This window comes from Allobosea sp. 05T439, assembly GCF_056396005.1.
In genome coordinates this window covers 36,726-51,144 of the sequence record NZ_JBFTKP010000042.1, presented here as the reverse complement: position 1 = coordinate 51,144, position 14,419 = coordinate 36,726, and the positions used below count along the sequence as shown (strand labels likewise).

General features: G+C 64.8%; 11 protein-coding genes and 1 pseudogene. 6 read left to right on the top strand and 6 right to left on the bottom strand.

The annotated features are described in order from the left end of the window. Positions 1-159, top strand: a pseudogene (locus AC1DIO_RS29815) (IS481 family transposase); the annotation flags it as partial. A gap of 172 nt (positions 160-331) precedes the next feature. Here AC1DIO_RS29815 and AC1DIO_RS29810 read toward each other — a convergent pair. Together AC1DIO_RS29810 and AC1DIO_RS29805 are read right to left on the bottom strand one after the other, a co-directional pair. Further along, a complete protein-coding gene (locus AC1DIO_RS29810) occupies positions 332-529 on the bottom strand; it encodes a Trm112 family protein (RefSeq protein ID WP_441508236.1) in 198 nt (65 codons plus the stop codon). 9 nt (positions 530-538) lie between these two features. Further along, positions 539-5,383 (bottom strand): NAD-glutamate dehydrogenase, encoded by a 4,845-nt coding sequence (locus AC1DIO_RS29805; RefSeq protein WP_476776987.1) that lies wholly within the window; start codon positions 5,381-5,383, stop codon positions 539-541. Between the two features lie 224 nt (positions 5,384-5,607). On the opposite strand from AC1DIO_RS29805, the gene AC1DIO_RS29800 reads away from it, so the two are divergent. Together AC1DIO_RS29800 and AC1DIO_RS29795 are read left to right on the top strand one after the other, a co-directional pair. Continuing rightward, the gene (locus AC1DIO_RS29800) at positions 5,608-6,156 is read left to right on the top strand and encodes a peroxidase-related enzyme (protein WP_441493328.1); all 549 of its coding nucleotides are present in this window, start codon (positions 5,608-5,610) and stop codon (positions 6,154-6,156) included. A 336-nt stretch (positions 6,157-6,492) separates the two neighbouring features. Next, a complete protein-coding gene (locus AC1DIO_RS29795; protein WP_113513467.1) occupies positions 6,493-6,861 on the top strand; it encodes a DUF2794 domain-containing protein in 369 nt (122 codons plus the stop codon). On the opposite strand, the gene AC1DIO_RS29790 is transcribed toward AC1DIO_RS29795, so the two are convergent. The 4 genes from AC1DIO_RS29790 to AC1DIO_RS29775 form a co-directional block, all read right to left on the bottom strand. Then, positions 6,845-7,393 carry a GNAT family N-acetyltransferase gene (locus tag AC1DIO_RS29790; protein WP_441493294.1) on the bottom strand — a complete coding sequence of 183 codons (549 nt, stop codon included), beginning with the start codon at positions 7,391-7,393 and terminating at the stop codon, positions 6,845-6,847. The genes AC1DIO_RS29795 and AC1DIO_RS29790 overlap by 17 nt on opposite strands. Positions 7,394-7,479: 86 nt before the next feature. Further along, entirely contained in the window at positions 7,480-8,253 is a 774-nt protein-coding gene (locus AC1DIO_RS29785; RefSeq protein ID WP_476776988.1) for a Bax inhibitor-1/YccA family protein, read from the bottom strand. A 220-nt stretch (positions 8,254-8,473) separates the two neighbouring features. Continuing rightward, positions 8,474-11,062: an ABC transporter permease gene (locus AC1DIO_RS29780; protein ID WP_441508238.1), complete on the bottom strand. Its 2,589-nt coding sequence runs from the start codon at positions 11,060-11,062 to the stop codon at positions 8,474-8,476. Between the two features lie 9 nt (positions 11,063-11,071). Further along, entirely contained in the window at positions 11,072-11,773 is a 702-nt protein-coding gene (locus tag AC1DIO_RS29775) for an ABC transporter ATP-binding protein (RefSeq protein WP_069878613.1), read from the bottom strand. Between the two features lie 192 nt (positions 11,774-11,965). Here AC1DIO_RS29775 and AC1DIO_RS29770 point away from each other — a divergent pair, with 192 nt between their 5' ends. From AC1DIO_RS29770 to thpR, 3 genes are all read left to right on the top strand, one after another. After that, positions 11,966-12,553 carry an arylesterase gene (locus tag AC1DIO_RS29770; RefSeq protein WP_441493297.1) on the top strand — a complete coding sequence of 196 codons (588 nt, stop codon included), beginning with the start codon at positions 11,966-11,968 and terminating at the stop codon, positions 12,551-12,553. Between the two features lie 122 nt (positions 12,554-12,675). After that, the gene (locus tag AC1DIO_RS29765) at positions 12,676-13,731 is read left to right on the top strand and encodes an aldo/keto reductase (protein WP_476854486.1); all 1,056 of its coding nucleotides are present in this window, start codon (positions 12,676-12,678) and stop codon (positions 13,729-13,731) included. Between the two features lie 109 nt (positions 13,732-13,840). Continuing rightward, positions 13,841-14,419 (top strand): RNA 2',3'-cyclic phosphodiesterase, encoded by a 579-nt coding sequence (thpR, locus tag AC1DIO_RS29760; protein WP_441493299.1) that lies wholly within the window; start codon positions 13,841-13,843, stop codon positions 14,417-14,419.

The following is a 14,419-nucleotide window of genomic DNA, read 5'->3' as shown; positions in this document are numbered from 1 at the left end:
GCGCACCTCACAGACTTCGTTGTCGCCTACAATTTCGGCCGCCGGCTGAAGACCCTTAGGGGGCTCACACCCTACGAGTTCATCTGCAAATGCTGGACTTCAGAGCCAGAACGATTCAGGCTCGATCCAATCCATCAAATGCCGGGACTAAACATCTAGATCATCGGACCGGATATCGTATCCAGTCCGATGATCTAACTCTTTGTCTTTGCATCGGCCTTCCCGAAAACCGCAATCCACTTTTCGGGCCGATGCTTTAAGAAGAGGCGTCGTGGTCGGACAGGCCCGACCATGACACTGATCGCTCCGAAGTGGGCCTCGAGAGCGGGGTCTATCCCTCGATCTGCCGTGCCTCTTCCGGCAGCATGATCGGAATGCCGTCGCGGATCGGATAGGCGAGCTTGGCAGGGCGGCTGATCAGCTCCTGCCTTGCTGCGTCGTATTCGAGCGTGCTCTTGGTCACCGGGCAGACCAGGATCTCGAGCAGTTTCGGGTCGATCCGGGTGGCGGGCATGTCGCGTTCGGTCATGATCTCGTCTCAGTGCTTTCTCGGAAGATCGGCGAGCATGCCGGCTGCGACCATCAATTTCGGCAGGGACAGGCCCGACATCGTGATGGCCGAGACGGTCGCGCGGGTGCGATCGGCCTCCGCGCCACGCTCGGCCAGCCAGCCATCGAGGGTGTCGGATCCGGTTGCGCCCGAGGCGATCTCCTGAGTCAACCCGGCATGAGCATCGACCAGCGTTTCGATGGCGCGGTCGCGGGCCAGGCGCTCATAATCGTCGGTCGCCGGTACGGCTGCTGCTGCTGCCGCCAGGCTGGACAGGCCGAAGACCGAATCGGCGCCGAAATGAATCCGCGCCACCTCGGAAATCGACTGTTTGGTCCGGTCGGCGATGTCGACGATGTCGGTCGCCTGGGCAAGTGCGGGCAGGCTGGCAATCCGCGCAGCGAGGGTTTCGGGCACTGATTCCGAGACGAGAACGGCGATGCGGGCCGTACGCGCCTGGGCGGCTGCCTCGGGCAGCAGGCTGTCGAGTTCGCCGGCGAGTGCGGAGACGCCCCTCGCGTAATGCGCAACCGTTTGCTCGATGGAGCCCGGTTTGGCGACGCCCCGACGCAGGAACCAGCTCATCCGATCGGTGACGAGTTCCTGGGCCGCGGCATAGAGACCGATCTGGGTCTTGCCCGGGATCTTGGCGTCGAGCGCATCGATCGCCCCGTTCAGGGCGATCAGATCGAAGGAGTCACGCGCAATGGCGTAGGCCGCGGCGATCGCCGGTGCGTCGGCGCGTGTCTGGCCGGCCAGGGTCGAGACGATGGCCGGGCCGCCACGGTTGATGATGGCGTTGGCGAGCTGGGTTGCGACGATCTCGCGACGCAGCTTGTGGCTGGCAATCTCGGCGCCGTATTTGTCGCGCAGCGCCTTCGGGAAATAACGGGCGAGCTCGTTGTTGAGATAGAGATCGTCCGGAATGGCCGATTCGAGCAAGGCATCGTGCAGCGCGAGCTTGGCATAGGCCAGCAGCACGGCAAGCTCCGGCCGGGTCAGGCCCTCGCCGCGCTTCTCGCGCTCGGCCAGCACCATATCGGTCGGCAGGAACTCGACCGAGCGATCGAGGCGGCCCTGGGCTTCCAGCGTCAGCATCAGGCGACGCAGCGCGGGCGTTGCCGTCGCGCCCTGAGCCTCGGTCAGCGAAAGCGCCAGCGTCTGCAGGTAGTTGTTGCGCAGGACGAGGAGGCCGACCTCATCGGTCATGTCGACGAGCAGGGCGTTGCGCTTCTTCTCAGGCAGGCGCCCGTCGCGGACAGGGCCCGCGAGTGCGATCTTGATATTGACCTCGACGTCGGAGGTGTTGACGCCGGCGGAGTTGTCGATGGCATCGGTGTTGATCCTGATGCCGTTGCGGGCGGCTTCGATGCGTCCGCGCTGGGTGCAGCCCAGATTGGCGCCTTCGCCGACGACACGGGCCCGCAGATCGGCGCCCGCAATCCGGATCGCGTCATTGGCGCGGTCGCCGACCTGGGCATCGGTCTCGTCGGTGGCTCGGATATAGGTGCCGATGCCGCCGAACCAGAGCAGGTCGACCCGCGCCTTGAGGATTGCGGTCATCAGTTCGGGCGGGGTGACTTCCGCCTTGTCGAGATCAAGCAGCGCGCGCAGCACCGGGGAGAGTGGGATGCTCTTGGCCTGGCGCGAGAATACGCCGCCGCCCTTGGAGATCAGCGACTTGTCGTAGTCCTGCCACGAGGAGCGGGGCAGCGCGAACAGGCGCTGGCGTTCGGCGTGTGACGCTGCCAGATCGGGCTCCGGATCGAGGAAGATGTCGCGGTGGTCGAAGGCGGCCACAAGCCTGATCGCCGGCGAGAGCAGCATGCCGTTGCCGAAGACGTCGCCCGACATGTCGCCGACACCCGCCACCGAGAAGGGGGTCGACTGGATGTCGATGTCGATCTCGCGAAAATGCCGCTTCACGGCCTCCCAGGCGCCACGTGCGGTGATGCCCATCTTCTTGTGGTCATAGCCCTGGCTGCCGCCAGAGGCGAAGGCATCGCCGAGCCAATGTCCCTTCTCGATCGAAAGCGCGTTCGCGATATCGGAGAAGGTTGCGGTGCCCTTGTCGGCGGCGACGACGAGATAGGGATCATCGCCATCATGGCGCACGGTGTCGGCCGGCGGAATGACCGTCTCGCCGTCGAGATTGTCGGTGAGCTCCAGCAGGGTGCGGACGAAGATGCGGTAGCTCTCGGTGCCTTCCGCGATCCAGGCCTGGCGATCACTCGCCGGCGGCAACTGCTTGGGGAAGAAGCCGCCCTTGGCGCCGACCGGAACGATCACGGCGTTCTTCACCTGCTGAGCCTTGACCAGGCCCAGCACCTCGGTGCGGAAATCCTGCGGCCGGTCGGACCAGCGCAGGCCGCCGCGCGCGACCTTGCCGAAGCGCAGGTGCACACCCTCGACGCGGGGCGAATAGACGAAGATCTCGTAGAGCGGATGCGGCAGCGGCAGATCGTCGAGCCTGGCGCATTCGAATTTCAGTGAGATCGTGCTGCGCGGATAGCCATCCGGGCCGATCTGGAAGAAATTGGTGCGCAGCGCCGCTTCGATCAGGTTGACCAGGCGCCGCAGAATGCGGTCCTCGTCTAGGCTGGTGACGTCGTTGAGCGCGGCTTCGATGCTGTCACGCTCGGCCTGCATCGCCTTCTCGCGCTTGCTCGCATCGAAATGCGGGTCGAATTTGGCGACGAAATAGGCGATCAGCTTCGAGGCGATGCCGGGGTGTCGGGTCAGCGCATCGGCGATGTAGTCCTGGGCGTAGGGCGCGCCGACCTGCCTGAGATAGCGCCCGAGCGCACGCAGCAGCGCCGCCTCGCGCCAGGCGATTCCGGCGGCAAGGACGAGCTGGTCAAAACGGTCCGATTCCGCCAGCCCACGGAACTGGGCCATCAGCGCTGCTTCGATCGTCGGATCGAGGCGGGCGACATCGATTTCGCCTCCGCCGGCACGCTCAAGCGTCATGTCGTGCAGCCAGACACGGGCGGCCTCAGGCGCTTCAACTCCATTGGCTGCCGGCGTCAGGTTGAAGGTCCGCTCGTTGACGACGCGGAAGCCCATGTTCTCGAGCACCGGCACGCGGGCGGAGAGGGAGATCGGCGAACCACTCGAGAAGACCTTGAGATTGGCCCGCGCCGCGGTATCGCCCTCGCGGCGATAGAGATTGACCGCGCGCGACCGCTCCGGGGTGAGCTTCTGCAGCATGTCGATGTCTTCGAGCGCATCGGTTGCCGAGAAGCGCTCGCGATAGGCCGCGCCAAAGGCCTCGGCATAGCGCTCGGTCAGCGACCGCGCTGCCGGGCCCGCCTTCTGCTCGTCGAGAACGTCCTTGAGGCCATCCGCCCAGGTTCGGACGATCGCAGCAATGCCGGCTTCCAGCGTGGCGCGATCGACCCTTGGTGTGCGGCCTTCGTCGCGGCCGATGATGTAATGGGTGCGGGACAGCGGGCCTTCCGGATAGGCCGGGTAAGCGGCCGACAGGCGCCCCTCATAGATCCGCGCCAGGAATTCGCCGACGCGACGGCGGACCTGCGTGTCGTAGCGATCCTTCGGAATGAAGACGAGGATCGAGACGAAGCGGTCGAACTCGTCGACCCGGGCCAGCGCGCGGATGCGCGGGCGCTCGGTCAGCTGCAGGATATCGAGCGCGAAGCGTTCGAGTGTCTCGCCGTCGATCTGGAAAAGCTCGTCGCGCGGAAAGGCATCGAGCACGTTGAGCAGCGCGCGGCCGGAATAGCTCGCCGCGTCGAAGCCCGTGTTCTTGGCGACGCGCGCGACCTTGAGCCGCAGATAGGGAATGGCGCGGGCGCTGCCCGTATAGGCATTGGAGGTCAGCAGGCCGACGATGCGCATCTCGCCGTCGAGATGGCCATCAGGTGTGAACAGCTTGACGCCGATATAGTCGAGATGGACGCGGCGATGCACGCGGCTCTTGACGTTGGCCTTGGTGATGATCAGCGCCTGCGGTTTGGCGAGGAAGGCGCGAATCTCCGGCGTCATCACCACCATTTCGCGATTCTTGCGCAGCATGCGCACGGAGGGATCGCGCAGGATGCCGAGACCCGAGCTGTCGATCGGGTCGGCAGCCGCATCACCGCCCGGGAAACGGTAGGCTCGAATGCCGAGAAGCGTGAAATTGTCGCCGGCGATCCATTCGAGGAATTGCAGGGCCTCAGCGACCTCGTCCTCGGCAAGCGGGGGCGGGTTGGAGCGATAGGCTTGAATCACCTCGGTGATTCGCCCGCGCATGGCCGCCCAATCGTCGACCGCTAGGCCGACATCGACATAGACCCGCTCAAGACCGGTCTTCAGGCGCTCGCGCGCCTCGGGCGTGTCGATACGGTCGAGATGGATATGGATCAGGCTTTCGCGGCGAGCGCCTTCCGGAGCCCGTCCGGTCGCTTCGCCTGCAAGCGAGTGAAAAGCGCCGTCGGCATCGCGCACGACCGCCAGGATGGGGTGGGCGACGAGGCGAGGCTCGTAACCCTGCTCGGTCAGCTCAGCCAGCGTCGAATCGAGCAGGAAAGCCTTGTTATCGTTCACGACCTCGAGAATCGTGATCTGGCGTTCGCGGCCATGCTCGCTGAACGCCTCGTCCCGGAAACGCAGATTCGGCGTGCCGGGCCGGCGCTTCGCGGTCAGATGCTTGTAGGCGGCGGCAGCGGCACGGGCGAGGAGATCCGGCGGGAGTGCGACGATATCTTCGGCAACGACGCGGCCATAGAGCAGCTTCGGAAACTCCGCCGGCATGCCGGTTCCGCTCTGGGAGGCTGCGGCCTCGACCGCGGCCAGAGCCTCGATCGTTGCATTCGTCACTCGTTTAACCATCCCCAGAACCCTCAGTTATTTTGCCGCAGCGATGACATAGGCTGCGGCGCCTTTCAACTTTCGTCGCATCATGCACACGAACAAGGGCGCCCGTGCGAACATCGCGGCAGATCCTGTCGAAAGTTCAACCCCGCCGACACATCAGGAAACGGACCATGTCGAACAAGCATGACAAATCGAAGGTCGGAGAGCTTCCGACTCGGCAGGATGAGTCGCCAAGGGTGATGGCGCTGGCGTTGCCGGAAGTCGAACTGTCGGCCGAGAATCGGGCCTATTTCGCCAAATGCCAGGAGAAGCTCGGCTTCGTGCCGTATGTGCTGCTGGCCTACGCCCATGACGATGCCAAGCTCACGGCCTTCGCCGCGTTCTACAACGACCTGATGCTCGGCCCTTCGGGTCTCTCCAAGCTCGAGCGCGAAATGATCGCCGTCGCCGTGTCGAGCGTGAACCGTTGCTATTACTGCCTGACGGCACATGGCGCCGCGGTCCGTCAGCTCTCGGGGGATCCGGTGCTCGGCGAGCTGATGGCCATGAACTATCGCGCTGCCTCGCTCTCGCCCCGCCATCGTTCGATGCTCGATTTTGCGGTGAAGCTGAGCGAGACGCCCTATCTCGTCGAGGAAGGTGATCGCGAGGCGTTGCGGGCGGCGGGATTCGGCGAACGTGACATCTGGGATGTCGGTGCGGTCGCTTCGTTCTTCAACATGTCGAACAGGATGGCCTCGGCCGTCGATATGCGGCCAAATGCCCAGTATCACGGACAAAACCGCTGAAGAGCCTGCATTTTCGCCAAAAGAAAACGGCCAGCGGAAACCGCCAGCCGTTGAGGTAGCCTCGAACCGATAGGCCCGACCTCACCAAGCCCGGGGGGCTGGGGGGCTGACGTATCCGGAACTCAATGAGGCCGGGCCGTCGAGGCAACGAGGGGAGTTGAGCCCGGCAACTTGGCCATCGCTTGGCGCGTTCGCGGCGAAAATGCGGCGTGGCTGACGAAGGCGTGATTCTTTTCGGCCTGCCTCGATCTCTTGCCAGCGCAGCATCCGGGGCGCATCATCCTGCCCAACGGGAAGTGCGATCGGGCCCTGCTCGACCGCCGATCGGGAGGCGCTATGAGCGAAAGCGAAACGCCGCAATCGCACGGGGCCGGGGCGGTGGTTGCCTTCCCCGGTCCGGCCAAGCCGGCGGCCGTTACTTTTGATCGCCGGGAACTCTCTGAGCTTCTCAATCTCTACGGCCGGATGGTCGCTGCCGGCGAATGGCGCGACTACGCCATCGATTTCCTGAAGGACAAGGCACAGTTCTCGGTTTATCGCCGAACCTCCGAGGTCCCGCTCTACCGGATCGTCAAGGATCCCGCCCTTGCCAAGCGCCAGGGCGCGTACTCGATCGTCGCGGCGACCGGGCTGATCCTGAAGCGCGGCTCGGATCTCAGCCGTGTCCTGCGGGTGGTCGACAAGAAGCTCAGCGTGGTGAGTTGAGGGGCGGCGCGGTTCGGTTGCCGTCGCCGATTTCCTTCTGCATCAGCATCTGGTCGAGCCAGCGGCCGTGCTTGTAGCCGACGGCCCTGGCGACCCCGATGAGCGCGAATCCGGCGTGTTCATGCAGCCGGCGCGAGGCGGCCGAGGCGCCGTTCCCATCGCCAATGACCGCGACCATCTGCCGGAAGCCCCTGACTTCGCACGCGGCGATCAGCGCGCTCAGCAGAGCGCGGCCGATGCCGAAGCCCTGTGCTTGCCGCGAGAGATAGATCGAGTCCTCCACCGTGCTGCGATAGGCCGGGCGCGGGCGATAGGCACCGGCATAGGCATAACCGAGCAGATCCTCGCCTCTGGTCGCGACGAGATAGGGATAGCCATCGGCAACGAGCGCCTCGAAGCGCCGCTGCATCTCGCCGGTCGAGGGCGGTTCAAGCTCCCAGGAGGCGGTGCCGTTCGAGACGGCATCGGCATAGATCGTGGTGATGACGGGGATGTCGTCGATGCGACCGTCCCTGATCGTGATGGGGTCCATCCGATCAAGATGGACCGCGAGGAACGCAAAAGAAAAGCCCCGGCTTTGCAGCCGGGGCTCGCTTGATCCGCAAGGCGGACGATCGATCAGCGACGATCGCCAAACAGCTGAAGCAGCATCTGGAACATGTTGATGAAGTTCAGGTAGAGCGACAGAGCGCCGTTCACCGAGAGCTTCGCAGCCGATTCGGCGTCCAGATCCGAGTAGAGAAACATCTCCTTCAGGCGCTGGGTATCCCAGGCGGTCAGGCCGGCGAAGACCAGCACGCCGATCGCCGAGATGGCGAAAGAGAGCGCGCTCGAGGCCAGGAAGATGTTGACCACCGAGGCGATCACCAGACCGATCAGGCCCATGATCAGGAAGGAGCCCATGCCCGAAAGCGACTTCTTCGTGGTGTAGCCGGCAAGGCTGAGCGCGCCGAAGGCGGCGGCCGTGATGAAGAAGACCTGAGTGACCGACGCGCCGGTGAAGACGACGAAGATCGAGGACATCGACACGCCCATCACCGCCGCGAAGGCGAAGAACATGGTGCGCGCGGTCGAGGAGCTCATGCTCTCGGCCTTGAACGAGAAGAAGAAGATGAAGGCGAGCGGGGCCAGCATCACAACCCATTTGAGCGGGCTGAGATAAAGGGCCTGGCCGAGCGGGGTCAGTGCGGTGATCTTGCCTTCCGCCGAGACGCCGCCGATCGCGAGCATGCTGATGCCGAGGGCGGCAAGGCCGGTGATGGCCAGACCGATCGACATGTTGTTGTAGACGCCGAGCATGAACGAGCGCAGGCCCTGATCCATCTCGACGGCGCTGGTCTGCTGTGCGCGGCCGGCACCCCAGACTGGAGCATTGCGGTCGAAGTTGCTCATAGAGCGATTTCCCTCACAGGTAGAATTCCGGGGCGGACATCGCCTCCGCGATCTCCACCATCGCCCAAAATCGTGGCGACAACGCGGAATATGAGGGGGATTGAGCGACCTTACAAGAGGCCGCCATGGTTAAGAGCGCCGCCTGAATAGATCACGGGCCCCAGAATGATGCAATGCGGCGAACGCTCCATGTCTATTTCGGAGGCAAGAGCGACAGTTCTCATAAATTCCGCAGATGAGAAGCTGGCGCCTTCGATAGTATTTTTAGGGTTCCGAACAATCCGAACAGGACGGTGACCATGATCGCGGCAGTCGCAGCGAGGATCGCGCCGGTTGGATCGCTGACGAATTCTATCTTCATCACTTGGGTGACGACCCCCCAGCCTGCCAATGCGCCGGCGACAACGCCGAACAGGGCGGAGACAAAACCTATTCCGGCATATTCGAGGGCGTACGACGAAAGTATGAAGCGACGTGTCGCGCCGAGCGTCTTCAGGATCATCGCGTCGTATAGCCGCGCATGCTGCCCGGCCGCGAGAGCGCCTGCCAGGACCAGCAGGCTGGAGGCGATCGCCAGGCCCGAGGCGCCGCGAATCGCGGTCGCGAGCTGGCTGACGATGGTGTTGACCGCTTCGAGCGCGTCCTTCACCCGCACGGCGGTGACCGATGGGAATTCGACCGCCAGCCGGCGCAGCAGCTGCGCATCGGCGCCGGCCGTCGCGTCGGTCCCGGAGGTGACAGTTGCGAGATTGGTGTGCGGCGCGCCGGCAAAGGTGTTGGGCGAGAACACCATGACGAAATTGATGCCGAGCGAGCGCCATTCGATGGTGCGCAGATTGGCGATCCGCGCCGTGATGTTGCGGCCCAGCACGTTCACGGTGACGCTATCGCCGACCTTGAGCCCAAGCCCGGCGGCGATCGGCGCATCGAAGGAGACGAGCGGTTCGCCGCGGTAGCCTGCCGGCCACCATTCCCCGGCAGTGATGATCGAGCCCTCGGGCATGGTTTCCGCATAGGTGATGCCGCGATCGCCATCCAGGACCCAGGCTGCCTGCTCGGAGGCCTTGATCTGCTCGGCACGCACGCCGTTGAGACTGGTGATGCGGCCGCGCATCATCGGGACGCGTTCGAGCGTGGCGCCTGGCCTCGTTTCGGCGATGAAGCTGTCAAAGCGCGCGCTCTGGCCGTTCGGGATATCGAGGAAGAAGAAACTCGGCGCCTTGTCCGGCAGCGACTGGGTCAACTGCCGGGTGAGGCTGACATCGATGAAGGCGAGCGCCGAGAGCAGGGCGACTCCGAGGCCCAGCGAGAGCACGAGCGACGGCGTCAATGCGCCGGGGCGATGGGCATTGGCGAGCGCCATCCGCAGGGCCGGGTTCCGCGGTCGCGGGCTGCGGCGAGCGAGAGCCATCAGACTCCAGGCGACGAGGCGCAGCAGCAGGAAGATGCCGGCGGCCACGGCGATATAGATCAGTGCGATGCGGCGGTCATAGGCGAAGGCGACCGCGACGCCGACGAGGCCGATGAGAGCCGCAAGGAAAACACCGAGATAGACCAGCCTGGGCCGGCGCAGATCCGGCTCGATCTGGTCGCGGAACAGGGCCGAGACTGGCACGTCATGCGCCCGGCCGAGCGGCAATATCGCAAAGACCAGCGCGGTCAGCAGGCCATAGAGCGCCGCGATCACCAGCTCTCCTGGCGCCAATGTCGGCTCGAAGGGCAGGGGCAGCAGGTCGCGAAGCGCATAGCCGAGCGCGAAGGGCGCGGCGGCGCCCAGCAGAAGACCGATCGCGATGCCAAGCGCCGCAACGATCATGACCTCGGTCAGATGGATCGCGACGACATGCCCGCCGGTTGCGCCGATCGCCTTCAAGGTCGCGAAATCGAGCTTCTTGGCCTCGACGAAGCGGCGCACCGCATTGGCGACGCCGACACCGCCAACCAGCAGGGCGGTCAGTCCGACCAAGGTCAGGAACTGCGTGAAACGCTCGAGATTGCGCTGAAAGCTCGGCGCGGCATTGGCGCGCGAGCGGATTTCCCAACCAGCGTCCGGCTGTTGGTGACCGGCATCGGCGGTGAGGCGCTCGAGGGCCGCATCATCGGACGCCGTGGGGGGCAGCGAGACGCGATAGGTCCAGCGCACCAGGCTGCCCGGCTGGAGCAATCCGGTGGCACGCAATGCGTCCTGGGACACCAGAAGACGAGGACCGAAGCCGACGCCCGACGCGATCTTGTCCGGCTCTGAGACGAGGCTGGCGCGCAATTGCACGCGCGCGCTGCCGACCGAGATCGTGTCGCCGATCTTCAGGTCGAGGCGACCAAGCAGCACGGGATCGGCAATGGCGCCAAAGCTGCCATTGCTCTGGGACAGCAGATCGGAAAGCGGGCCAGCCGGCTCGCTGACGACCTCGCCGATGCTCGGATAGGCGGAATCCACCGCCTTGAGCTCGATCAGGGCCGCGCCCTTGTCGCCGGCATTGGCCATGCCGCGCATCGTGGCGATGGTCGAGAGGGCGCCACGTCCTTCGAGAAAGCTCCGCTCGACGGCGGTGGCCTCGCGATGGATCAGGCTGAAGGCGACGTCACCGCCGAGAATGCGTCGCCCTTCGCGATGCAACCCTTCCGTCAGGCCGCGCGACGCCGAGCCGACGGCTGCGATGGCCATGACGCCGAGAGCGAGACAGGCGATGAAGACGCCGAAACCGCGCAGGCCACCACGCAGATCGCGCCAGGCGAGCCGCAGGGCGAGTGCCGGGCCAAAAGGGGAGCGGGGAGGGGTGGCAGCGGTGGGCTTGACCGGAGCGTGCATGGCGAGGGCTCAGGCGACGGCGAGATCGGCATCGGCTTCGATCCGCCCGGCGCGCAGGCGCACCGTCCGGTCGCAGGCCGCGGCAAGCGAGAGGTCATGCGTGACCAGCACGAGGGTGGCGCCCCGCTCGCGGCGCAGCGCGAAGATCAGATCGACGATCGAGCGGCCGGTGCTCTCGTCGAGATTGCCGGTCGGTTCGTCGGCGACGAGAATGGCCGGATCAGGCGCGACGGCGCGAGCGATCGCGACACGCTGCTGCTCGCCGCCGGAGAGCTGGGCCGGATAATGGTCCATGCGATCGCCGAGCCCGACATTGCGCAGCTCGGCTTCCGCCCGGGCGAACGCATCGTCTGCGCCCGCAAGTTCGAGTGGCAGAGCGACATTCTCGCGCGCCGTCATGGTCGGAACGAGATGGAAGGACTGAAAGACGATGCCGATCTGGCGCCCACGAAAAACCGCAAGGCCATCTTCCCCGAGCTGACCAAGATCCTGGCCCGCTACCTTCACCAGTCCGGAATCGGGTCGTTCGAGCCCGGCCATCGTCATCAACAGGGTGGATTTGCCTGATCCCGAAGGACCGACCAGCCCGGTCGCCTCGCCGGCAGCCAGTGACAAAGAAACGCCCTTCAGGATATGGACGCGGGCGGCTGCACGCCCCAGACTAAGATGGACATCCCGCAATTCGATCGCCGGGGCTGACTTATCACTCATCGCCACATGATCCTGTCTTCAATGCCATCGACGCCGTCCATCCGCATCGCATCGCGATGGGGATGGGGTCTCGGCGCGTTGCGCCCCGCCGCCCGATATGGGCGCGGTCGCGCGCTTGTCCAATCATTTGCCCGTGCTTTTTGCGCTGCGGCCTTTTGGCTGGCGCTTTTGATGCTCCTTCCGGTTTCAGCCATGGCACAAGCCCAGACACCGCGCCCGCTCAAGCTTGTCGTGCTGGGCGACAGCCTCAGCGCCGGCTATGGCCTGCCAGCGAGCGCGGCATTTCCGGCGGTGCTGGAGCAAGCCTTGCGCCAGAAGGGACATGCCGTCGATATCGCCAATGCCGGTGTCTCGGGCGATGTCGCCCAGGGGGGCCTCGAGCGGCTCGACTGGTCGGTGCCTGACGGGACCGATGGTGTGATTGTCGAGCTTGGCGCCAATGACGCGCTGCGCGGTTTCGATCCGGCGGTGACGGAAAAAGCGCTCGAGGACATCATCACGCGGCTGAAAGCGCGCGGTATCCCGGTGCTGCTGGCCGGGATGTATGCGCCGCGCAATCTCGGCGCGGAGTACACCGGCCGTTTCGACGGGCTGTTCAGGGCACTCGCCGAGAAACACGCGCTGGTGTTCTATCCGTTCTTCCTAGAGGGCATTGCGGGCGATCGTGCGCTGAACCAGCCGGATCTGCTGCATCCGACAGCCGAAGGCGTGCGCGTCATCGTCGAGCGGATTCTGCCGACGGTCGAGCGTTTCCTGGAGACCATCCGCTCGAAATCCTGATCCCTTCCGTTCCGGACCGATGCGCCGCCACGGAGCAGGGCGTTCGCATCATGCCGGTCGGCCCGAAAATCGCTTCCCACCCCATGAGCGCCCCTGCGCGCAATCTCCGGAGTTGTCTGACCATGCAATATCGCCGTCTTGGGCGCACCGACCTCCAGGTTTCGGTCATTTGCCTTGGAACCATGACCTGGGGCCAGCAGAACACCGAAGCCGAGGGCCATGAGCAGATGGACTACGCTCTCGCGCAGGGCGTGAATTTCTTCGATACGGCAGAAATGTACTCGATTCCGCCGCGGCCGGAGACGCAGGGCTCGACGGAGCGGATCATCGGCAGTTGGTTCAAGGCGCGGAAGAACCGCGACAAGGTCATCCTGGCCTCCAAGATCGTCGGCCGCTCGGCCAATGACTGGTTCCGGGACGATCGCGGACCGACCCGCATCAACCGCAAGCAGATCTTCGAGGCTGTCGACAAGAGCCTGAAGCGGCTTCAGACGGACTATATCGACCTCTACCAGCTGCATTTCCCCGAGCGTGCGATGCCGTGGGGCTCGAATCCAACGCGCTTCAACAAGGCCGCTTTCGAAACGCCCGATGGCGAGACGCCGATCGCCGAACAACTCGACGCCTTCGGCGAGATCGTGAAGGCTGGCAAGATCCGTCATCTCGGGCTCTCCAACGAGAGCGCCTGGGGCACGATGAGCTTCGTGCGCGATTCCGAAGCGCGCGGAGGGCCTCGCGTCCAATCGATCCAGAATGCCTACAACCTGCTCAACCGTACCTTTGAGACGGGGTTGGCCKAGATAGCGATGCGTGAGCAGGTCGGCCTGCTGGCCTATTCGCCGCTGGCCCAGGGCTACCTCACCGGCAAATATCTGGACGGTGCCAAGCCGGCCGGCGCGCGCTCGACGCTGTTCAATCGCGGCCAGCGCTACGAGGCTGTCGGCGCGGAAGATGCGGTGAAGCGCTATATCGCGGTTGCCCGCGAGGCTGGTCTGGATCCGGCGCAAATGGCGCTGGCCTACGTCAATTCGCGCCCCTTCGTGACGGCCAACATCATTGGCGCGACGACAATGGAACAATTGCGGGCCGATATCGGTTCGATCGATGTCGCACTTTCGCCCGAGGTCGAAGCAAAGATCGACGCGATTCACCAACTGGTCGGAAACCCCTGTCCCTGAAACCAGCGCGGCTCATGGCGGGGCGGGAGGGCGAAGGTTTGCAGAGGTTTTCCTGCGCTCCATCGCTTTTCGTCTCGCCAGAGTCACAAAAACTTGGCACTGATTCGCCATGCCGAGGCTGTTCACAGCTCTGGAGATACCCGCCGAGGTCGCCTCGACGCTGACGCTGCATCGGGGCGGACTCGTTGGTGCGCGCTGGATCGAGCCGGCCGACTATCACGTTACCTTGCGCTTCCTCGGCGATGTCGACCGCCGCATGGCCCATGATGTCGACAGCTTTCTCGCCGATCTGCAGACACAGCCCTTCGAGGTGACGCTCGACGCATTGGGCAGTTTCGGGGGCGACAAGCCGCGCGCCGTGTTTGCGCGGGTGCAACCCAGTCGCCAGCTCAGCGAGCTCCAGGCCGATATCGAGCGCCTGATGCGCCGCCTCGGATTACCGGCGGAAGGGCGCAAATTCGTGCCGCATGTCACGCTTGCCCGGCTGCGCGATACCTCGCCTGTCGAGGTTGCGCATTATCTGGCGATGCATCCTATCGTCCGGCCGATCGCCTTCACGGCCCGGCGCTTCACCCTGATGTCATCGCGGGATTCGATCGGCGGCGGGCCTTATGTGCTTGAGGCCGCCTATCCGCTTGGCCCATCCTACCCCAACCGGCTGCCGCGAAGCGATTTCCAGCGGAGATGA